The sequence below is a fragment of the Pseudomonas sp. L-22-4S-12 genome (assembly GCF_009799935.1).
In the GTDB taxonomy this organism is placed as follows: Bacteria; Pseudomonadota; Gammaproteobacteria; order Pseudomonadales; family Pseudomonadaceae; genus Aquipseudomonas.
Genome location: NZ_WELL01000004.1, coordinates 1 through 19184, shown reverse-complemented (window position 1 = coordinate 19184; position 19184 = coordinate 1). Strand labels below are relative to the sequence as shown.

The window sequence follows — 19184 nt, the reverse complement described above, 5'->3', positions numbered from 1 at the left end:
TATGGCTCATGCAGCCCAGATCAAGATTCCCGCCACCTACCTGCGTGGCGGTACCAGCAAGGGCGTGTTCTTCCGTCTCGAAGACCTGCCGCAAAGCTGCCAGGTGCCGGGCGAGGCCCGCGACAAGCTGTTCATGCGGGTGATCGGCAGTCCCGATCCGTACAGCGCGCATATCGACGGCATGGGCGGCGCCACCTCGTCGACCTCCAAGTGCGTGATCCTGTCGAAAAGCAGCCAGCCGGGCCACGATGTCGACTACCTCTACGGCCAGGTCTCCATCGACAAGGCCTTCGTCGACTGGAGCGGCAACTGCGGCAATCTGTCCACTGCGGCCGGCGCCTTCGCCATTCATGCCGGGCTGGTCGACCCCGCGCGCATTCCGCAGAACGGTACCTGCGTGGTGCGCATCTGGCAGGCCAATATCCAGAAAACCATCATCGCCCACGTGCCGGTGACGGGTGGCCTGGTGCAGGAAACCGGCGATTTCGAACTGGACGGGGTGACCTTCCCGGCGGCGGAGATCGTGCTGGAGTTCCTCGATCCATCCGATGATGGCGAGGAGGGCGGCTCGATGTTTCCCACCGGCAACCTGGTCGATGACCTGGAAGTGCCGGGTGTCGGCACCTTCAAGGCGACCATGATCAGCGCCGGCATCCCCACCGTGTTCGTCAATGCCGAGGACATCGGTTACCAGGGCACCGAGCTGCGCGAAGCGATCAACGGCGACCCGCAGCAGCTCGCGCGTTTCGAGCAGATCCGCGTGGCCGGAGCCCTGCGCATGGGGCTGATCAAAACGGCCGAAGAGGCGCTGACCCGCCAGCATACGCCGAAGATCGCCTTCGTCTCGCCGGCCAAGTCCTACAAGGCTTCCAGTGGCAAGGTGGTCGAGGCCGGCGAGGTCGACCTGCTGGTCCGCGCGCTGTCCATGGGCAAGCTGCACCACGCCATGATGGGCACCTGCGCGGTGGCCATCGGCACGGCGGCGGCGGTGCCCGGCACGTTGGTCAACCTGGCGGCCGGTGGCGGCGAGCGCGAGGCGGTACGTTTCGGTCATCCGTCCGGCACCCTGCGGGTCGGCGCCGAAGCCAAGCGGGTCGACGGCGAATGGACGGTGACCAAGGCCATCATGAGCCGCAGTGCGCGGATCCTGATGGAAGGCTGGGTGCGGGTGCCGGGGGATGCGTTCTAGTCGGACATGAAAAAGCCCGCCAAGGCGGGCTTCTTCGAGCTGTGATCCGGTTATTTGAGACGCCGCTCGACACCTTTTTCCACCAGGATCTTGGCGGAGATTTCCTCCACCGAGAAATGCGTGGAGTTGATGTAGGGGATGTTCTCGCGGCGGAACAGGTTTTCCACCTCGCGCACCTCGAACTCGCACTGGGCGAAGCTGGCGTAGCGGCTGTTGGGCTTGCGCTCGTGGCGGATGGCGGTGAGCCGGTCCGGGTCGATGGTCAGGCCGAACAGCTTGTGCTTGTAGGGCTTGAGGGCGGCCGGTAGTTGCAGGCGCTCCATGTCTTCTTCGGTCAGCGGGTAGTTGGCCGCGCGGATGCCGAACTGCATGGCCATGTACAGGCAGGTCGGGGTCTTGCCGCAGCGCGAGACGCCGACCAGGATCAGGTCGGCCTTGTCGTAGTAGTGGGTGCGCGCGCCGTCGTCGTTGTCGAGGGCGAAGTTGACCGCCTCGATGCGCTCCATGTAGTTGCTGTTGCTGGCGATGGAGTGCGATTTGCCGACCGAGTAGGAGGAGTGGGAGGTCAGCTCCTGCTCCAGCGGGGCGAGGAAGGTGGAGAAGATGTCGATCATGAAGCCCTGTGACTCGGCCAGGATCTCGCGAATTTCCTGGTTGACCACGGTATCGAAGATGATCGGCCGGGCACCGTCCTTCTCGGCAGCATTATTGATTTGCTGTACCATGGCGCGCGCCTTGTCCACGCTGTCGATATAGGGACGCGTGAGCTTGGTGAAGCTGATGGTTTCGAACTGGGCCAACAAGCTCTGGCCCAGGGTTTCGGCGGTAATGCCGGTGCCATCGGAGATGAAGAAAGCGGTTCGTTTCATTTGCGCCAAAGGCCTTAAGTCAGGAACGATTCTTGGCTATGATAGGCCCCCTCTGTCGGGCCCGTACTGGCCGGCATTGTGACTTATTTCCTTGAGGCAAAGCCAGGATGCAGCGTTGCTGCGCGGCTGGGCCAAGCACAGTGGAGAGTTCACCTTGGTAGAGTACGTAGTTTCCCTCGATAAGCTCGGCGTCCACGATGTGGAGCATGTAGGGGGCAAAAACGCATCCCTGGGCGAAATGATCAGCAACCTGGCCGGTGCTGGTGTCTCGGTGCCGGGCGGCTTTGCCACCACGGCCCAGGCCTACCGTGACTTCCTCGAACAAAGCGGCCTCAACGACCGCATCCATGCCGCCCTCGACGCCCTGGACGTGGACGACGTCAACGCCCTGGCCAAGACTGGTGCGCAGATCCGCCAGTGGGTGATGGACGCCCAGTTCCCCGAGCGCCTCGACAGCGAGATCCGCAGCGCCTTCGCCGCCATGGCCGGCGACAACGCCAACATGGCCGTTGCCGTGCGTTCCTCGGCCACCGCCGAAGACCTGCCGGACGCCTCGTTTGCCGGCCAGCAGGAGACCTTCCTCAACATCCGCGGCGTGGACAACGTGATCCGCGCGGCCAAGGAAGTCTTCGCCTCGCTGTTCAACGACCGCGCCATCGCCTACCGCGTGCACCAGGGCTTCGACCACAAGCTTGTCGCCCTGTCCGCCGGCGTGCAGCGCATGGTTCGTTCGGAAACCGGCACCGCCGGTGTGATGTTCACCCTGGATACCGAATCCGGCTTCCGCGACGTGGTGTTCATCACCGGCGCCTACGGCCTCGGCGAGACCGTGGTGCAGGGCGCGGTGAACCCGGACGAATTCTACGTGCACAAGCCGACCCTGGAAGCCGGCCGCCCGGCGATCCTGCGTCGCAACCTGGGCAGCAAGGCGATCAAGATGATCTACGGCGAGGAAGCCAAGGCCGGCAAGTCGGTGAAAACCGTCGAGGTCGACCGTGCCGAGCGCGCCCGTTTCGCCCTCAGCGATGCCGAAGTCACCGAGCTGGCCAAGCAGGCGCTGATCATCGAGAAACACTACGGCCGGCCGATGGACATCGAGTGGGCCAAAGACGGCGACGACCAGCAGCTGTACATCGTCCAGGCCCGTCCCGAGACCGTGAAGAGCCGCAGCAGCGCCAACGTCATGGAGCGCTACCTGCTGAAAGAGAAGGGCACCGTGCTGGTCGAAGGCCGCGCCATCGGCCAGAAGATCGGCGCCGGCAAGGTCAGGGTGATCCACGACGTGTCCGAGATGGACAAGGTCCAGCCGGGCGACGTGCTGGTTTCCGACATGACCGACCCGGACTGGGAGCCGGTGATGAAACGCGCCAGCGCCATCGTCACCAACCGCGGCGGGCGCACCTGCCACGCGGCGATCATCGCCCGTGAACTGGGCATCCCGGCCGTGGTCGGTTGCGGTAACGCCACCCAGGTGCTGCAGGATGGCATGGGCGTCACCGTGTCCTGTGCCGAAGGCGACACCGGCTTCATCTTCGAAGGCGAACTGGGCTTCGATATCCGCAAGAACTCCGTGGATGCCATGCCCGATCTGCCGTTCAAGATCATGATGAACGTCGGCAACCCGGACCGCGCCTTCGACTTCGCCCAGCTGCCGAACGAAGGCGTAGGCCTGGCCCGCCTGGAATTCATCATCAATCGTATGATCGGCGTGCACCCGAAAGCCCTGCTGAACTTCGCCAGCCTGCCGGCGGAGATCAAGGACAGCGTCGAGAAGCGTATCGCCGGCTACAACGATCCGGTCGGCTTCTACGTCGAGAAGCTGGTCGAAGGTATCAGCACCCTGGCCGCAGCGTTCTGGCCGAAAAAGGTCATCGTGCGTCTGTCGGACTTCAAGTCCAACGAATACGCCAACCTGATCGGCGGCAAGCTCTACGAGCCGGAAGAAGAGAACCCGATGCTCGGCTTCCGTGGCGCCTCGCGCTACATCAGCGAGTCGTTCCGCGACTGCTTCGAGCTGGAGTGCCGCGCGCTGAAGAAAGTGCGCAACGAGATGGGCCTGACCAACGTCGAGATCATGGTGCCATTCGTGCGCACCCTCGGCGAAGCCAGCCAGGTGGTCGACCTGCTGGCCGCCAATGGCCTGGCCCGTGGGCAGAATGGCCTGAAGGTCATCATGATGTGCGAGCTGCCATCCAACGCCATCCTGGCCGAGGAATTCCTCGAGTTCTTCGACGGCTTCTCCATCGGCTCCAACGACCTGACCCAGCTGACCTTGGGCCTGGATCGCGACTCCGGCATCGTTGCCCACCTGTTCGACGAGCGCAATCCGGCGGTGAAGAAGCTGCTGGGCAATGCCATTGCCGCGTGCAACAAGGCCGGCAAGTACATCGGCATTTGCGGCCAGGGCCCCTCGGATCATCCGGATCTGGCGCGCTGGCTGATGGAGCAGGGCATCGAAAGCGTGTCGCTGAACCCGGACTCGGTGCTCGACACCTGGTTCTTCCTCGCCGAAGGCCAGCAAGCTTGATTTGATCAGCCGTTTCAAGGAAGGGCGGGCGCAATCCCGCCCTTTTTTGTGGCCCGTCATCCCTGGCGGCTAGCCTTGGGGCCGTCGCCCAGGGGCGAGGTCAGAAATCGCTCCCGGCAATTTTTTGTACAAGACGCAGAATGCAAAGCAGTAGCGAGTTATTTCCCGTTGCACTGATCAGCGCCGAATTACGCGGCGATCTGAGCGAGGATGTGTATCGCCTGAAGCCCGGCAACAGCCCGGATTTCTCCGTCGAACTGGCGCTGACCCGTCTCGGCCTGGCTGTCGGGGGAAATCGCGGCGTGTCGGTGATCCTGCTGCACGGCAGTTTTTCCAACCGGCGCTTCTGGTATTCGCCGCGCGGTATAGGCCTGGGCCCGCATCTGGCCCGGGCCGGATTCGACGTATGGATCGCCGAAATGCGTGGCCACGGCCTGTCGCCGCGCAACCACGGCTACAGCCACAACACCGTGGCCGACTATGCGCGCTACGACCTGCCGGCCATTGCCGCCTTCGTCCGCGAACAGAGCGGCCAGGCGCCGCACTGGGTGGGGCATTCGCTGGGTGGCATTACCCTGGCCGCGGCGCTGGGTGGGCATTACCTGGGCGAGGAGGAGGTGGCCTCGGCGGCCCTGTTCGGCAGCCAGATCAGCCGCATCTACTGGCCGCTCAAGGTACCGCCGGTGGAATGGGGCAGCCGCCTGCTGCTCAAGGGCTTCCGGCATGTTTCCGGTGCACGCCTGAAGCGCGGGCCGGAGGATGAGCCCATCGGCCTGGTGCGCGAAAGCCTGCGCTGGCACCGCCTGTTCGGCCGTTTCGGCGACAAGCAGCGTGACTGGTGGGCGGGCATGGCCGAGGTGCGCACGCCAGTGCTGGCGGTGAGCGCCGCCGGTGACATGCAGGATCCGACCTGGTCCTGTCGCAAGCTTCACGAGCAGTTCGCCTCGGCGCCGCGCGCGTTCCTCGAGCTGTCGAAGAAGCAGGGGTTCAGCAGCGACTATGGCCATGTCGAGATGCTCGTCAGCAAGCCGGCGCAGGCCGAAGTCTGGCCGCTGGTCGAGCACTGGCTGCGCGAGGCGCAGCTGCCGCCGCATCTGCAGCCCGCCTGACGTTTCAAGCGCTCAGGCTTGCGGCTAATATGGGGCATCCGGGCCATGCCGGTGCTTTGCAGGCTGATGCCAGCCGGTGCTGCTGGAGAACCGCTGTCCGCACCAGGGTGCGCCCTTGCACAACGCTACGCTGGCCGGTACGGTGCTGCGCTGCGCGCGCCACGGGGTCGGTTCGACCTGCTCGGCGGACAGCCGCTGAATGCCAGTTGTGCCGCGCTGAGCCGTTTGGCCCTGGCTTACGATGGCGATCGAATCGGCATCGATGTTTGACGCATTTTCACCTACAGGAGTTTTTCCCATGCAATACATCACTCCCGATCTGTGCGACGCCTACCCGGAACTGGTACAGGTGGTCGAGCCGATGTTCGCCAACTTCGGCGGGCGCGACTCCTTCGGTGGCGAGATCGTCACGGTGAAATGCTTCGAGGACAACTCGCTGGTCAAGTCCCAGGCCGACCTGCCCGGCAAGGGCAAGGTTCTGGTGGTCGACGGCGGCGGCTCGCTGCGCCGTGCCCTGCTGGGTGACATGATCGCCGAGAAAGCCGCGAAGAACGGCTGGGAAGGCATGGTCATCTACGGTTGCGTGCGCGATGTCGACGTCCTGGCGCAGACCGACCTGGGCGTGCAGGCCCTGGCCAGCCACCCGATGAAGACCGACAAGCGCGGCATCGGTGACCTCGACGTGGTCGTCACCTTCGCCGGCGTGACCTTCCGCCCGGGCGAGTTCGTGTACGCCGACAACAACGGCATCATCGTCTCCCCGCAAGCCCTGAAGATGCCCGAGTAACAGGCTTGGGCCCGGTCGCTCCGGGCTTCGTGATTGCCAGGTAAGGTGATGCGGCATGCTTGAACAGGAAAACCTGCACTGGGGGCTGGTGCACGCCTTCGTTCTCGATGGCCAGGGTGGCGCGCGCAGCATAGCCCGTGCGGCGCTGGATGACTTGCAGCTCAAGGCCGAGGAAAGCCTGTGGCTGCACTGGGATCGCAGCCACCTGCAGGCGCAGGCCTGGTTGCGCACGCAGAGCGGGCTGGATGAGTTCAGCTGCAACCTGCTGCTGGAGGAGAACACCCGGCCCCGGGTGCTGGCGTTGCCGGCCGATGAACTGTTGCTGTTCCTGCGCGGGGTCAATCTGAATCCCGGTGCGGAGCCGGAGGACATGGTTTCCGTACGCATCTTCGCCAATGCCCGGCGGGTCATCTCCTTGCGCCTGCGTCCGCTGCGGGCGACCGAGGAACTGATCGCGCAGCTGGCCAAGGGCAGGGGGCCGAAGAGTTCGGCCGAGCTGATCCTGTTTCTCGCCGAGAACCTGACCGATCGCGTCGACACCCTGGTCAGCCAGCTGTCCGAGTTGCTCGACGAGCAGGAGGAACACCTGGATGGCGACGAACGCTATATGCCGGATCACGGCATGATGCTGCAGATCCGTCGGCGCGCGGCAGGCTTGCGGCGTTTTCTCGCGCCACAGCGCGACATCTATGCGCAACTGGTGCGCAACGGCTTCGCCTGGTTCGTCGTCGACGATGCCAGCTATTGGAACGAGCTGCACAACCGTCTGACCCGTTATCTGGAAGAGTTGGAACTGCTGCGCGAACGGGTAGGGCTGGTACTGGAGTCCGAGCACCGGCGCCTGAACGAACGCATGGGGCGCACCATGTACTGGCTCGGTATCATCACCGGCTTCTTCCTGCCGATAAGCTGCATCACCGGCCTGCTCGGCATCAATGTCGGCGGTATCCCCGGTGCGGACAGCAGTTATGGTTTTTTCATCGCCTGCGTGTCGATCGGGGCTGTCGTCACCTTCCAGTGGTGGCTGTTCCGACGGTTGCGCTGGCTCTAGATGTGACCCCACCTGACAGGGTGGCGTCTAGGCAACATATCCACGTGAGGTGCGCATGCACGATCCGTTCGAAGAATCATTGCGTGATCTGCTCAAGTCAAACGCCAGTAGTCATGACGACGACGCCACGCTGGGCCGCGTCCTGAAAACGGCCAACCGCCAGGTTGGCGTCGGCGACTTGTTCAGCCTGATGGGCCATTGCATCGAAGCCCTGATGATTGCGCTGAACAATGGTTCGGCCCATGTGGCCCCGGTTTCCCGCACCCCATCCCCGCGCTCCGCACACAAGGCTGATTGAATATGGAACTCGATCCCTGGACTCAAAGTCTCGTCACCGCCATGAGCTCGGTATGGGCCCCCATCGCCGGCTTCATTCCCCGGCTCTTCGGGGCGCTGGTGGTGGTGCTGCTCGGTTTCGTCGTGGCCAAGCTGCTCGACACCCTGCTGTCCAAGTTGCTGGCCAAGGTCGGGCTGGACCGGCTGATGTCGGGTACCGGGCTGACCAAGATGCTGTCCCGCGTGGGCATTCAGGTGCCGGTTTCGACCCTGATCGGCAAGATCGTCTACTGGTTCGTCCTGCTGATCTTCCTGGTTTCGGCCGCCGAATCGCTCGGCCTTGACCGGGTTTCGGCCACGCTCGATGTCCTCGCCCTGTACCTGCCCAAGGTCCTTGGCGCCGCCGCCATCATGCTGGCCGGCGTATTGCTGGCCCAGCTGCTCAGCGGCATCGTGCGCGGCGCCGCCGAAGGCGTCGGCCTGGATTACGCCGCCGGTCTGGGGCGGATCGCCCAGGGCCTGGTGATCATCATCAGCATCTCGGTGGCCATCGGTCAGCTGGAAGTGAAGACCGACCTGCTCAACAACGTGATCGCCATCGTGCTGATTTCCGTTGGTCTGGCCATTGCGCTGGCCCTGGGGCTGGGCAGCCGCGAGATCGCCGGGCAGATTCTGGCCGGCATCTATGTGCGCGAACTCTACGAGGTTGGGCAACAAGTCAGGGTTGGCGATGTCGAAGGGCAGATCGAGGAGATCGGCACGGTGAAGACCGTCCTCCTGACTGCAGAAGGGGATCTGGTCTCGCTGGCCAACCGTACCCTGCTCGAGCAGCACGTCAGCAGTCGCTGATCTGCCAATCCCTGCTAATGTATGCGGCCAGTACCCGTGATTGGGGCTGGCTGCCATCTGACCTCTTTGTCGGCACAACCCGTTTTGAACACAGGCCAATCGTTATCCATGCGTTATGACCCGCGTGAGCTCTCGGACGAAGAGCTTGTGCAGCGTGCGCATGTCGAACTGTTTCATGTTACCCGCGCCTACGAAGAACTCATGCGCCGCTACCAGCGCACGCTGTTCAATGTCTGCGCCCGCTATTTGGGCAATGAACGCGATGCCGACGATGTATGCCAGGAGGTCATGCTCAAGGTCTTATATGGCCTGAAGAACTTCGAAGGCAAATCCAAGTTCAAGACATGGCTATACAGCATCACCTATAACGAGTGCATTACCCAGTATCGCAAGGAGCGTCGCAAGCGCCGCCTGCTGGATGCGCTAAGCCTCGACCCGCTGGAAGAAGCGTCCGAAGAAAAGGCGCCGAAGACCGAGGAGCGTGGCGGACTTGATCGCTGGCTGGTGCATGTCAACCCCATTGATCGGGAAATTCTGGTGCTACGTTTTGTCGCAGAGCTGGAGTTCCAGGAAATTGCCGACATCATGCACATGGGACTTAGCGCCACCAAGATGCGCTACAAACGTGCACTCGACCGGCTTCGCGAGAAATTTTCCGGCGTGGTCGAAACTTGAAGCGCCGCAAATTATCTGAAGCGGCGCGACAACTACTTCTGGTAGACTTGCCGCCAAGTTGTTCCGCATGACCGTAGGGGCAACTCACAGTCATAAAATGATGGGGATTTACGGATGAAACTGAAAAACACCTTGGGCGCAGTCATCGGCTCGCTGATCGCTGCTTCTTCGCTGAATGCACTGGCTCAAGGCCAAGGCGCTGTTGAAGTCGAAGGCTTTGCCAAGAAAGAGTTCTTCGATAGCGCTCGCGACTTCGACAACAACGGCAACCTGTTCGGTGCCTCCGTTGGTTACTTCCTGACCGACGCTGTTGAACTGCGTCTGGGCTACGACGAAGTACACAACGCTCGCGGCGACGACGGTCGCAACATCAAGGGCTCCAACACTGCCCTGGATGCCCTGTACCACTTCAACGCTCCGGGCGACACCCTGCGTCCGTACGTATCCGCTGGCTTCTCCGACCAGAGCATCGGTCAGAACGGCAATGGCGGTCGTAACGGCTCCACCTTCGCCAACCTGGGCGGCGGTGCCAAGCTGTACTTCACCGAGAACTTCTACGCCCGTGCTGGCGTTGAAGCTCAGTACAACATCGACCAGGGCGACACCGAGTGGGCCCCGAGCGTTGGTATCGGCCTGAACTTCGGCGGCGGCTCCAAGCCGGCCCCGGCTGCCGAGCCGGTTGCCGAAGTCTGCAGCGACAGCGACAACGATGGCGTGTGCGACAACGTCGACAAGTGCCCGGACACCCCGGCCAACACCACCGTTGATGCCGATGGCTGCCCGGCTGTTGCCGAAGTGGTTCGCGTTGAGCTGGACGTGAAGTTCGACTTCGACAAGGCCCAGGTCAAAGAAGAAAGCTACGGTGACATCAAGAACCTGGCTGACTTCATGAACCAGTACCCGCAAACCGCCACCACCGTTGAAGGTCACACCGACTCCGTGGGTACCGACGCTTACAACCAGAAGCTGTCCGAGCGTCGTGCCAACGCCGTTCGTGATGTACTGGTCAACCAGTACAGCGTTGGCGCCGAGCGCGTCAACTCGGTTGGTTACGGCGAATCCCGCCCGGTTGCCGACAACGCTAGCGAAGCTGGCCGCGCCGTTAACCGTCGCGTAGAAGCTGAAGTAGAAGCCCAAGCCAAGTAATTGGTTTAGGCGACACAAGAAACCCGGCCTAGGCCGGGTTTTTTGTTGCCCGCGAGAACCTGTTTTTGCCAAGCGCCGCACCTTGTCACCAAACCGACGCTCTGCAGTCATCGCCTTGCCATTAGCATTCGCTGCAATCGCTGCAAATGGACGAGGATATGGCGATGCGACTTTGCGTGATCGGGGCGGGATATGTGGGGCTGGTGACGGCGTGCTGTTTTGCCGAGATGGGTAACCGCGTCGTGTGTGTCGAGCGTGACCCGCTGCGGCTCGCCCGGCTGACCGCCGGCGAAGCACCGATCTACGAGCCGGGGCTGGAGGCCATGCTCAGGGCGCATCTGGGCAGTGGTCAGCTGAGCTTTAGCGCGCAGCTGGAGGAGGGCGTCCGGCACGCGGAAGTGATCTTCATCGCCGTGGGCACGCCCTCCGGCGAGGATGGCTCGGCCGACCTGTCGCATGTCCTGGCGGTAGCCGACGAGCTGGGGGCCAGGCTGCAGCATTCCTGCGTCGTGGTGAACAAGTCCACGGTGCCGGTCGGCACGGCCGAGCGGGTGCGCCAGCGCATCGACAAGGCGCTCGCCGCGCGTGGGCGCAACATCAGCGTGCGGGTAGCCAGTAACCCCGAATTCCTCAAGGAGGGTTCGGCGGTCGAGGACTTCATGCGCCCCGATCGTGTGCTGCTGGGTTGTGCCGAAGCAGAAACCGCGCAATTGCTACGGCGCCTGTACGCCCCGTTCCTGCGCAACCACGAGCGGGTCCTGGACATGGGCGTGCGCGCCGCCGAGTTCAGCAAGTACGCCGCCAACGCCTTCCTCGCCACCAAGATTTCCTTCATGAACGAAATGGCCGGGTTGTGCGCGCGCCTGGAGGTGGACATCGAGGATGTGCGCCGCGGTATCGGCAGCGACAAGCGCATCGGCACTCACTTCATCTATGCCGGCTGCGGCTACGGTGGTTCATGCTTTCCCAAGGATGTGCGGGCACTGATCCGCAGTGCCGAGCTGGAAGGTTTCGAACCGGGCATCCTGCGCGCGGTCGAGGCGCGCAATGCCCTGCAGAAGACCCTGCTGTTCCAGGCGCTGCGCGAACATTTCGCCGGTTACCTGCAGGGGCGGGTGGTGGCCTTGTGGGGGCTGGCGTTCAAACCGGGCACCGACGACCTGCGCGAGGCGCCCAGCCTGGTACTGCTGGATGCCTTGCTGGCGGCCGGGGTGCGGGTGCAGGGCTGCGATCCGGTGGCCTGCGCCGGGGTCGCGGCGCGTTATCCTGAGGCGCTCGGCAGCGGCCAGCTGCAGCTTGGCGAGTCACCCTATGCCGCCGCCGAAGGGGCCGATGCCCTGGTGCTGGTCACCGAGTGGAAGCAGTTCCGCCAGCCGGACTTCCAGCGTATCCGTGGCAGCATGCGCATGCCGGTGCTGTTCGACGGACGCAATATCTACAACGCCCAGGAACTGGCGGCCCTGGGCTTTATCTACCGAGGCGTCGGGCGCCCTGCGCTGGGTCATTGTAAGGCCAGCGCCGCCTGATTAGACTGCGCGGCAGTTTATTCGCTGCAATGCCTAGGATTCCCATGATCAAGAAATGTCTATTCCCGGCTGCCGGTTATGGCACTCGTTTCCTGCCCGCCACCAAGGCCATGCCCAAAGAGATGCTGCCGGTGGTCAACAAGCCGCTGATCCAGTACGGCGTCGAGGAAGCGCTGGAGGCCGGGCTGACCGAGATCGCCATGGTCACCGGTCGCGGCAAGCGCGCCCTGGAAGACCATTTCGACATCAGCTACGAACTGGAGCATCAGATCCAGGGCACCGACAAGGAAAAGTACCTGGTTGGTATCCGTCGCTTGATCGACGAATGTTCCTTCTCCTACACCCGTCAGGTGGAGATGAAGGGTCTGGGCCACGCCATCCTCTGTGGTCGCCCGCTGATCGGTGACGAGCCGTTCGCCGTGGTTCTGGCCGACGACCTGTGCTTCAACCTCGAAGGCGACGGCGTGCTGCAGCAGATGGTCAAGCTGTACAACCAGTTCCGCTGCTCCATCGTGGCCATCCAGGAAGTGCCGCCGGAGGAAACCTCCAAGTACGGCGTGATCGCCGGTGAGATGATTCGCGACGACATCTACCGGGTGAACGCCATGGTCGAGAAGCCCAAGCCGGAAGACGCCCCGTCGAACCTGGCGATCATCGGCCGCTACATCCTCACCCCGGACATCTTCGACCTGATCGAGAAGACCGAGCCGGGCAAGGGCGGCGAGATCCAGATCACCGACGCGCTGATGAAACAGGCCCAGGACGGCTGCGTGATCGCCTACAAGTTCAAGGGCAAGCGTTTCGATTGCGGTGGTGCGGAAGGTTACATCGACGCCACCAACTACTGCTTCGAGAACCTGTACAAGACCGGCCGCGCCTACTGATCCAGGCGCCGCACGACAAAGCCACCTGCGGGTGGCTTTGCTGTTTCAGGGGATCGGCATGTCCTGCGAGCCCGGTCCGAGCGGCTGGCCGTAGCTGAACTCGACATAGTTGCCGGCCGGGTCACGCAGGCCGCAGTAGTAGCCGACCGGGTAGGGCTCGTCGCGCGGTGCCCAGATCAGGCAGCCCGCCTCGGCGGCACGTGCGGCAATGGAATCGACCGCCTCGCGGCTGGCCACGGCGAAGCCGAAGTGGCTGTAGTCGTCATCGGCCAGCTGCCGCGCCTGCCCGCCGGGCATGATGACGAAGATGAACTGGTGCTCCTTGCCCGGTTCCGCCATCCAGACGATCTTCGAGCCCTTGCCGGCTCGTTCGTGGATCACCCGCATGCCGCAGAAGTCCCGGTAGAAGGCCATGCAGGCCTCCAGATCCGGTACGTGCAGGGCGATATGAGTCAGGCAGGGACGCATCTGAACACTCCCGTGGGGCGCTTTTGCGCGCAAGCGGCAGGGGCGATTGGGTTATGCTGGCAGCCTGCTGAGGAGAGCACAACCCATGCCTTACGACTTCGACCTCTTCGTTATCGGCGCCGGCTCCGGCGGTGTCCGCGCCGCCCGTTTCGCCGCCGGCTACGGCGCCAAGGTGGCCGTGGCCGAGAGCCGCTACCTGGGCGGCACCTGCGTCAACGTCGGTTGCGTACCGAAGAAGCTGCTGGTCTACGGCGCGCACTTCGCCGAAGGCTTCGCCCAGGCGCAGGGCTATGGCTGGAGCAGCCAGCAGCCCAGCTTCGACTGGCCCACCCTGATCGCCAACAAGAACCGCGAGATCCAGCGCCTCAACGGCATCTACCGCAACCTGCTGGTCAACAGCGGCGTCCATCTGCTCGAAGGCCATGCGCGCCTGCTCGACCCGCACAGCGTCGAGGTCGATGGCCAGCGCTACAGCGCCGCGAAGATCCTCATCGCCACCGGCGGCTGGCCGCAGGTGCCGGACATCCCGGGCAAGGAACTGGCGATCACCTCCAACGAGGCCTTCCACCTCAAGCAGCTGCCCAAGCGTGTGCTGGTCGTCGGCGGTGGCTACATTGCCGTCGAGTTCGCCTCGATCTTCCACGGCCTGGGCGCACAGACTTCGCTGCTCTATCGCGGCGAGCTGTTCCTGCGCGGCTTCGACGGGGCCGTGCGCCAGCACCTCAAGGATGAGCTGACCCGCAAGGGCCTGGACCTGCAGTTCCACAGCGACATCGAGCGCATCGAGCAACAGGCCGACGGCAGCCTGCTGGCCACCCTGCAGGATGGCCGCCAGTTGCCGACCGACTGCGTGTTCTACGCCACCGGCCGGCGGCCGATGCTGGACAACCTCGGCCTGGAACATACCGCCGTCGAGCTGGATCAGCGCGGCTTCATCAAGGTCGATGACAGCTATGTCAGCACTGAGCCGTCCATTCTCGCCATCGGCGACGTGATCGGCCGGGTGCAGCTGACTCCGGTGGCCCTTGCCGAAGGCATGGCGGTGGCCCGGCGCCTGTTCCGCCCGGAGGAATTCCGCAAGGTGGATTACCAACTGATTCCCACCGCGGTGTTCAGCTTGCCCAATATCGCCACGGTCGGCCTCAGCGAGGAGCAGGCGAGGGCGGCCGGCCATGCCGTCAAGGTCTTCGAGAGCCGTTTCCGGCCGATGCAGCTGAGCCTCACCGATTGCCAGGAACGCACGCTGATGAAGCTGGTGGTGAACGCCGCCGACGACCGCGTGCTGGGTTGCCACATGGTCGGGCCGGACTCCGGCGAGATCATCCAGGGCCTGGCCGTGGCACTGAAAGCCGGCGCGACCAAGCAGGTCTTCGACGAGACCCTGGGCATCCACCCGACGGCCGCCGAGGAGTTTGTCACCATGCGCGCGCCCGTGACGGCCTGAAGCCCATGCAGCAGCTCTTCTATCTATCCGACCTGTTCGGCGTGCTGGTCTTCGCCATCAGCGGCGCCTTGATGGCCGGGCGCAAGTCCATGGACCTGTTCGGCGTGCTGGTGATCGCCATCATCACCGCGCTGGGCGGCGGCACCCTGCGCGACCTGATTCTGGATAACCACCCGGTCAGCTGGATCCGCAACGACACCTATATCCTGGTCGCCTCCCTGGCTGCCATCGGTACCGTGCTCTGGGTGCGCCTGACCCGGCCGATTCATGAGCGCGGCCTGCTGCTTGCCGATGCCTTCGGCCTGGCCGTGTTCACCGTGATCGGCACCGAAGTCGCCCTGCAGCACAACATGCCCTACAGCACCGCGGTGATCATGGGTGTGATGACCGGAGTGGCCGGCGGGGTGATGCGCGATGTGATTTGCAATGAGATCCCGCTGATCTTCCAGAAGGAGATCTATGCCACCGCCTGCATCTTCGGCTCGCTGGTGTTCATCGGCCTGCGCGAACTGGCTACGCCGCACTGGCTGGACACCGGGGTGGCCATGTGCAGCGTGCTGGCAGTGCGCCTGGCGGCGATCCACTGGCACCTGGGCTTGCCGCGTTTTCATCTGCTCGATCGCGACTGACGATGTGCCCGGCAGGCAGGGTAATATCGGGGCAGGGAGGCAGCAGGCCATGAACATTCACGGAGTCATACGATGAGCCAGGATTCGGGACAGCCAGTGGATCGCAGTCGGGCGCTGCCACCGCTGCAGGAGCTGATCGCCTGCCACGAATGCGACCTGCTCATGCACCATCCGCACATCGGCGAAGAGCAGAAGGCCTGCTGCCCACGCTGCGGCTACGAGATGATCGTGCACCGCACGCAGATGCGCCGCCGCTCGCTGGCGCTGGCCATCACCGCGCTGCTGCTGTTCATCCCGGCCAACTTCCTGCCGATCATGAGCCTCAACCTGCTCGGGCAGAACGCGGTCGATACGGTATGGAGCGGGGTAGTGGGGCTGTACCACTCGGGCATGCAGCCGGTGGCGCTGGTGGTGTTCCTCTGCAGCATGCTGATTCCGCTGCTCAAGCTGGTCTGCCAGCTGCTGGTTCTGTTGAGCATGCCCTTCAAGGCCATGCGCCCCTTGGGCATCCAGTTGTACCGGACCTATCACCACCTGCGCGAGTGGGGCATGCTCGAGGTCTATCTGTTCGGCATCCTGGTCTCGATCGTCAAGCTGATCGATCTGGCGGACCTGCACCTGGGCGTCGGCATGGCCTGCTTCATCGCCATGATGCTGGCGCAGGTATGGCTGGAGGTGAGCATGTCGCCCCATCAGGTATGGGATGCCCTGAGCGAGGAGGAGGACGGTCATGCGCGCACTTGATGCCGGCATTTTGGTCTGCGGTGAATGCCACCAGCTGGAATACCAGATCGAAGGCGAGGAACAGCACTGTGCGCGTTGCGGTTCCAGGTTGCACATGCGTCGGCCGAACAGCATCGCACGGACCTGGGCGTTGCTGATCACCGCGGCGATTCTCTATATCCCGGCGAATCTGCTGCCGATCATGACCATCAACTTCTTCGGCAACGGCGCGCCGTCCACCATCATGGGCGGGGTGATCGAACTGATCCAGGCCGACATGCTGCCGATTGCCGCGGTGGTGTTCGTCGCCAGTATCCTGGTACCCACCTTCAAGCTGGTCGGTATCGCCTTGCTGCTGTACTCGGTGCAGCGCCACCAGCCGATGTCCGCGCGCCAGCGCATCCTGATGTACCGCTTCATCGAATGGATCGGGCGCTGGTCGATGCTGGATATATTCGTCATCGCGATCCTCGTCGCCCTGGTCAACTTCGGCAACCTGGCCAGCATCCAGGCCGACTCCGGTGCGGCGGCGTTCTGCTGCGTGGTCATCCTCACCATGCTGGCGGCGGTGGCCTTCGACCCGCGGCTGATCTGGGACAACATCGACGTACCCGAGGATGAGGACAATGACGGGGAGTCTTCATCGCCCGGTGATCTGGTGCGCTGACGCGCAGCGAGTGCCAGGCAATAATAAAAAATATGATTGTTGGTACTGATCATGAACCTCCGTAGCCTTCTCACTATCCTGTTGGGTGCATTTTTCCTTTCCGTGCTCGCCTGGGCCGAGGAGCCGGCGACGCAGGCGGCTCAGCAAACGAGCGAGATGCTGACCCTGGACCCCGCCGAGATGCAGCAGCCGTGGAGTGGCGACCTCGACGGCATGATCGAGCGGCGGGTCATCCGCGTGCTCACGGTCAACAACAGGTCCATCTACACCGCCGACAAGGGCATCCTGCACGGGACGGCCGTCGACTTTTTCCAGGCCTTCGAGCGCGAGCTGAACACGCAGCTGGCCGCGGAGAAAAAGCTCAAGCACAAGCACCTCAAGGTACGGGTCGTGTTCATTCCGGTGCGCCGCGACGACCTGCTGCCGGCGCTTGTCGCGGGCAAGGGCGATATAGCCGCAGCCAACCTGACCATTACCCCCGAGCGCCTGAAACTGGTGGACTTCACCCGGGCCGGGCTGACCAATGTGCGCGAAGTGGTGGTGTCGGGGCCGGCCTCGCCGGCGATTGCCAGCCTGGAAGACCTGTCTGGCAAAGACGTGTTCGTCCGCCAATCATCCAGCTATTACGAGAGCCTGGTGGCGCTCAATCGACAGTTCTCCGCCGCCAAGCGGGCCCCCGTGAACCTCAAGCTGGCACCGGAGCCCCTGGAAGACGAAGACCTGCTCGAAATGCTCAATGCCGGCCTGATTCCGCTGCAGGTGGTGGACAAGCACAAGGCCGATTTCTGGAAGGAAATATTCCCGCAACTCAGGGTGCATGACGACATCGTGTTGCGCAGTGGCGGCGAGATCGGCTGGGCACTGCGCAAGGACAGCCCGCAACTCAAGACCGTGCTGGACGACTTCGTATCACGCAACAAGCAGGGCACGCTGCTCGGCAACCAGGTGCTGACGCGCTATCTGAAGAACTTCAAGTACGTGAAGAATGCGACCTCCGAGAGCGAGCGCAAGAAGTTCCGCGCGCTGATCGAGTACTTCAAGAAATATGGCAAACAGTACAACGTCGACTGGCTGCTGATGGGCGCGCAGGGCTACCAGGAATCGCGACTCAATCAGAACGCCAAGAGTGCGGTGGGTGCTATCGGCGTGATGCAGCTGATGCCGGCCACCGGCAAGGACATGCAGGTGGGCGACATCACCAAGGCCGAGGCCAACATCCATGCCGGCGTCAAGTACATGCGCTGGATGATCGACCATTACTACGCCAATGAGCCGATGACCGAGCTGGACAAGGCGTTGTTCGCGTTCGCGTCCTACAACGCCGGCGCCGGGCGGATTTCCGCGTTACGCAAGGAAGCGGCCAAGCTCGGCCTGAATCCCAATGTCTGGTTCCATAACGTCGAGTACGTAGCGGCGGAAAAGATCGGCCAGGAAACCGTGACCTACGTCAGCAACATCTACAAGTACTACATTGCTTACCATTTGCTGATGGAGAGCAAGGCCGCGCAAGAGCAGGCCATGGAAAGGCTCAAGCAAGACAACCGGTAGAGCCGGGCACATGGCGTTTGGCTGACGCTGCGTGTAATAGGTTGTGCGACAATGAAGGTCGTTTCGGACCGTGTTGCGTTTCTATATCGCACAAATATTCAGTGAACATAGGGCTATATGGACTTTCATGAGGTGATAGACCGTTGCAGCCGAAATCCCTTCTGGTGTTGCACATAAATGGTTACAGATTCACTTGAAGCAATAGATCGCACTTGACTACGCGACTGTACTGCGAGGCATTTTCCGTTCAGAGCTTGAAAATCACGATCGCCGGCTCATTGCCGCTTAAGCTCCTCTTTGAGCCAGGCAGGACGGGGCTAACTTTGTCCCCTTCAATATGGCATAGAACACCATCGACCCACTCTGTGCGGCGATCCTTCGGAACAAGGCCTAGGTCTTTGTTCTCCTGAACCGCACGGGCAACAGCATCCTTCGCTAAGGCATCCCAGCGCTGAAAGGTATCCAGCTCTTGCTCGTCACTCACGGCAATCCCTCCCCAATTTCGCGCCTGTATCTTCATCCGAGCAGCTATAAACCACACGCCATGATTGGACATCTCTATCAGAAAACGTGCGATCCCAACCATCGAAGTAAACATGGTTGTTTTCGGTGCGATAGAGATAGAAGACTCCCTCTCTTCCCTTGAGTCCAACCTCCACAAGCTCATACAGTGGTTCCATCAGCCAACGGCCGCTGCCGTTCAGGTAAGCAGGGCTGACGAGCTGCACCAGGCCAATCTTCAAGCCAGGGCTATCAATCTTGATGAATCGCCCCGGGTTTTGTGGAGGCCGTTTCGTTTAAGTCAGGCCGCCATGGC

The 19184-nt window shown here is 62.8% G+C and carries 22 protein-coding genes; 18 read left to right on the top strand and 4 right to left on the bottom strand.

Annotation, left to right across the window (positions count from 1 at the left end):
* The first annotated feature begins 1 nt into the window (after position 1).
* Positions 2 to 1189, top strand: a complete 1188-nt coding sequence (gene prpF, locus F3I16_RS11340; protein ID WP_160493744.1) for a 2-methylaconitate cis-trans isomerase PrpF — start codon at positions 2 to 4, stop codon at positions 1187 to 1189.
* A 50-nt stretch (positions 1190 to 1239) separates the two neighbouring features.
* Here prpF and F3I16_RS11335 read toward each other — a convergent pair whose 3' ends face one another.
* Together F3I16_RS11335 and F3I16_RS21365 are read right to left on the bottom strand one after the other, a co-directional pair.
* Positions 1240 to 2058 (bottom strand): pyruvate, water dikinase regulatory protein, encoded by an 819-nt coding sequence (locus tag F3I16_RS11335; RefSeq protein ID WP_160493743.1) that lies wholly within the window; start codon positions 2056 to 2058, stop codon positions 1240 to 1242.
* Between the two features lie 19 nt (positions 2059 to 2077).
* Entirely contained in the window at positions 2078 to 2266 is a 189-nt protein-coding gene (locus tag F3I16_RS21365; protein ID WP_372239620.1) for a hypothetical protein, read from the bottom strand.
* Here F3I16_RS21365 and ppsA point away from each other — a divergent pair.
* The 11 genes from ppsA (at position 2213) to galU (ending at position 12888) form a co-directional block, all read left to right on the top strand.
* Entirely contained in the window at positions 2213 to 4585 is a 2373-nt protein-coding gene (gene ppsA, locus F3I16_RS11330) for a phosphoenolpyruvate synthase (RefSeq protein ID WP_160493742.1), read from the top strand. The two genes, F3I16_RS21365 and ppsA, sit on opposite strands and share 54 nt — an antisense overlap.
* Positions 4586 to 4725: 140 nt before the next feature.
* Positions 4726 to 5694: an alpha/beta fold hydrolase gene (locus F3I16_RS11325; RefSeq protein WP_160493741.1), complete on the top strand. Its 969-nt coding sequence runs from the start codon at positions 4726 to 4728 to the stop codon at positions 5692 to 5694.
* Positions 5695 to 5770: 76 nt separating this feature from the next.
* A complete protein-coding gene (locus tag F3I16_RS21195; RefSeq protein ID WP_372239619.1) occupies positions 5771 to 5893 on the top strand; it encodes a Rieske (2Fe-2S) protein in 123 nt (40 codons plus the stop codon).
* Positions 5894 to 5992: 99 nt separating this feature from the next.
* Positions 5993 to 6481, top strand: coding sequence for a ribonuclease E activity regulator RraA (gene rraA, locus F3I16_RS11315; RefSeq protein ID WP_160493740.1), 489 nt, complete (start codon positions 5993 to 5995; stop codon positions 6479 to 6481).
* Between the two features lie 55 nt (positions 6482 to 6536).
* On the top strand, positions 6537 to 7532 hold the full coding sequence (locus F3I16_RS11310) for a zinc transporter ZntB (protein WP_160493739.1): 996 nt from the start codon (positions 6537 to 6539) through the stop codon (positions 7530 to 7532).
* Between the two features lie 49 nt (positions 7533 to 7581).
* Positions 7582 to 7830 (top strand): CrfX protein, encoded by a 249-nt coding sequence (locus F3I16_RS11305; protein ID WP_178091823.1) that lies wholly within the window; start codon positions 7582 to 7584, stop codon positions 7828 to 7830.
* Positions 7831 to 7832: 2 nt separating this feature from the next.
* Positions 7833 to 8657 (top strand): mechanosensitive ion channel domain-containing protein, encoded by an 825-nt coding sequence (locus F3I16_RS11300; protein WP_160080408.1) that lies wholly within the window; start codon positions 7833 to 7835, stop codon positions 8655 to 8657.
* A gap of 84 nt (positions 8658 to 8741) precedes the next feature.
* A complete protein-coding gene (gene sigX / locus F3I16_RS11295; RefSeq protein ID WP_160494024.1) occupies positions 8742 to 9332 on the top strand; it encodes an RNA polymerase sigma factor SigX in 591 nt (196 codons plus the stop codon).
* A gap of 114 nt (positions 9333 to 9446) precedes the next feature.
* Positions 9447 to 10478 (top strand): OmpA family protein, encoded by a 1032-nt coding sequence (locus F3I16_RS11290; RefSeq protein ID WP_160493738.1) that lies wholly within the window; start codon positions 9447 to 9449, stop codon positions 10476 to 10478.
* 164 nt (positions 10479 to 10642) lie between these two features.
* Entirely contained in the window at positions 10643 to 12004 is a 1362-nt protein-coding gene (locus F3I16_RS11285) for a UDP-glucose/GDP-mannose dehydrogenase family protein (RefSeq protein ID WP_160494023.1), read from the top strand.
* Positions 12005 to 12048: 44 nt separating this feature from the next.
* A complete protein-coding gene (galU, locus tag F3I16_RS11280; RefSeq protein WP_160489808.1) occupies positions 12049 to 12888 on the top strand; it encodes a UTP--glucose-1-phosphate uridylyltransferase GalU in 840 nt (279 codons plus the stop codon).
* Positions 12889 to 12933: 45 nt separating this feature from the next.
* On the opposite strand, the gene F3I16_RS11275 is transcribed toward galU, so the two are convergent.
* On the bottom strand, positions 12934 to 13356 hold the full coding sequence (locus tag F3I16_RS11275; RefSeq protein WP_160493737.1) for a VOC family protein: 423 nt from the start codon (positions 13354 to 13356) through the stop codon (positions 12934 to 12936).
* An 85-nt stretch (positions 13357 to 13441) separates the two neighbouring features.
* Between F3I16_RS11275 and gorA the strand changes: the two genes are divergently transcribed.
* From gorA to F3I16_RS11250, 5 genes are all read left to right on the top strand, one after another.
* Positions 13442 to 14800: a glutathione-disulfide reductase gene (gorA, locus tag F3I16_RS11270; RefSeq protein WP_160493736.1), complete on the top strand. Its 1359-nt coding sequence runs from the start codon at positions 13442 to 13444 to the stop codon at positions 14798 to 14800.
* Between the two features lie 5 nt (positions 14801 to 14805).
* Positions 14806 to 15429 (top strand): trimeric intracellular cation channel family protein, encoded by a 624-nt coding sequence (locus tag F3I16_RS11265; protein ID WP_160493735.1) that lies wholly within the window; start codon positions 14806 to 14808, stop codon positions 15427 to 15429.
* Positions 15430 to 15501: 72 nt separating this feature from the next.
* The gene (locus F3I16_RS11260; protein ID WP_160493734.1) at positions 15502 to 16173 is read left to right on the top strand and encodes a paraquat-inducible protein A; all 672 of its coding nucleotides are present in this window, start codon (positions 15502 to 15504) and stop codon (positions 16171 to 16173) included.
* On the top strand, positions 16160 to 16819 hold the full coding sequence (locus F3I16_RS11255) for a paraquat-inducible protein A (RefSeq protein ID WP_160493733.1): 660 nt from the start codon (positions 16160 to 16162) through the stop codon (positions 16817 to 16819). The genes F3I16_RS11260 and F3I16_RS11255 overlap by 14 nt, the downstream gene beginning before the upstream one ends.
* Positions 16820 to 16975: 156 nt before the next feature.
* Positions 16976 to 18367: a transglycosylase SLT domain-containing protein gene (locus F3I16_RS11250; RefSeq protein WP_218573229.1), complete on the top strand. Its 1392-nt coding sequence runs from the start codon at positions 16976 to 16978 to the stop codon at positions 18365 to 18367.
* A 247-nt stretch (positions 18368 to 18614) separates the two neighbouring features.
* Here the strand turns inward: F3I16_RS11250 and F3I16_RS11245 are convergent, their stop codons facing one another.
* Positions 18615 to 18965, bottom strand: coding sequence for a hypothetical protein (locus F3I16_RS11245; RefSeq protein WP_160493731.1), 351 nt, complete (start codon positions 18963 to 18965; stop codon positions 18615 to 18617).
* Between F3I16_RS11245 and F3I16_RS21085 the strand changes: the two genes are divergently transcribed.
* Positions 18964 to 19184: hypothetical protein (locus tag F3I16_RS21085; RefSeq protein ID WP_218573228.1), on the top strand; the 221-nt coding region annotated here is incomplete at its 3' end. The genes F3I16_RS11245 and F3I16_RS21085 overlap by 2 nt on opposite strands.

Bases quoted from the DNA above. Each gene is read 5' to 3' on its own strand.
- F3I16_RS11285 (WP_160494023.1), top strand. From the start codon at position 10,643: ATGCGACTTTGCGTGATCGGGGCGGGATATGTGGGGCTGGTGACGGCG.
- F3I16_RS11260 (WP_160493734.1), top strand. From the start codon at position 15,502: ATGAGCCAGGATTCGGGACAGCCAGTGGATCGCAGTCGGGCGCTGCCA.
- rraA (WP_160493740.1), top strand. From the start codon at position 5,993: ATGCAATACATCACTCCCGATCTGTGCGACGCCTACCCGGAACTGGTA.
- F3I16_RS11310 (WP_160493739.1), top strand. From the start codon at position 6,537: ATGCTTGAACAGGAAAACCTGCACTGGGGGCTGGTGCACGCCTTCGTT.
- F3I16_RS11335 (WP_160493743.1), bottom strand. From the start codon at position 2,058: ATGAAACGAACCGCTTTCTTCATCTCCGATGGCACCGGCATTACCGCC.
- F3I16_RS11300 (WP_160080408.1), top strand. From the start codon at position 7,833: ATGGAACTCGATCCCTGGACTCAAAGTCTCGTCACCGCCATGAGCTCG.
- F3I16_RS11275 (WP_160493737.1), bottom strand. From the start codon at position 13,356: ATGCGTCCCTGCCTGACTCATATCGCCCTGCACGTACCGGATCTGGAG.
- F3I16_RS11245 (WP_160493731.1), bottom strand. From the start codon at position 18,965: ATGTTTACTTCGATGGTTGGGATCGCACGTTTTCTGATAGAGATGTCC.
- F3I16_RS11325 (WP_160493741.1), top strand. From the start codon at position 4,726: ATGCAAAGCAGTAGCGAGTTATTTCCCGTTGCACTGATCAGCGCCGAA.
- F3I16_RS21365 (WP_372239620.1), bottom strand. From the start codon at position 2,266: ATGCTCCACATCGTGGACGCCGAGCTTATCGAGGGAAACTACGTACTC.
- F3I16_RS11250 (WP_218573229.1), top strand. From the start codon at position 16,976: ATGCTGACCCTGGACCCCGCCGAGATGCAGCAGCCGTGGAGTGGCGAC.
- F3I16_RS11290 (WP_160493738.1), top strand. From the start codon at position 9,447: ATGAAACTGAAAAACACCTTGGGCGCAGTCATCGGCTCGCTGATCGCT.
- F3I16_RS11265 (WP_160493735.1), top strand. From the start codon at position 14,806: ATGCAGCAGCTCTTCTATCTATCCGACCTGTTCGGCGTGCTGGTCTTC.
- gorA (WP_160493736.1), top strand. From the start codon at position 13,442: ATGCCTTACGACTTCGACCTCTTCGTTATCGGCGCCGGCTCCGGCGGT.
- galU (WP_160489808.1), top strand. From the start codon at position 12,049: ATGATCAAGAAATGTCTATTCCCGGCTGCCGGTTATGGCACTCGTTTC.
- prpF (WP_160493744.1), top strand. From the start codon at position 2: ATGGCTCATGCAGCCCAGATCAAGATTCCCGCCACCTACCTGCGTGGC.
- F3I16_RS11255 (WP_160493733.1), top strand. From the start codon at position 16,160: ATGCGCGCACTTGATGCCGGCATTTTGGTCTGCGGTGAATGCCACCAG.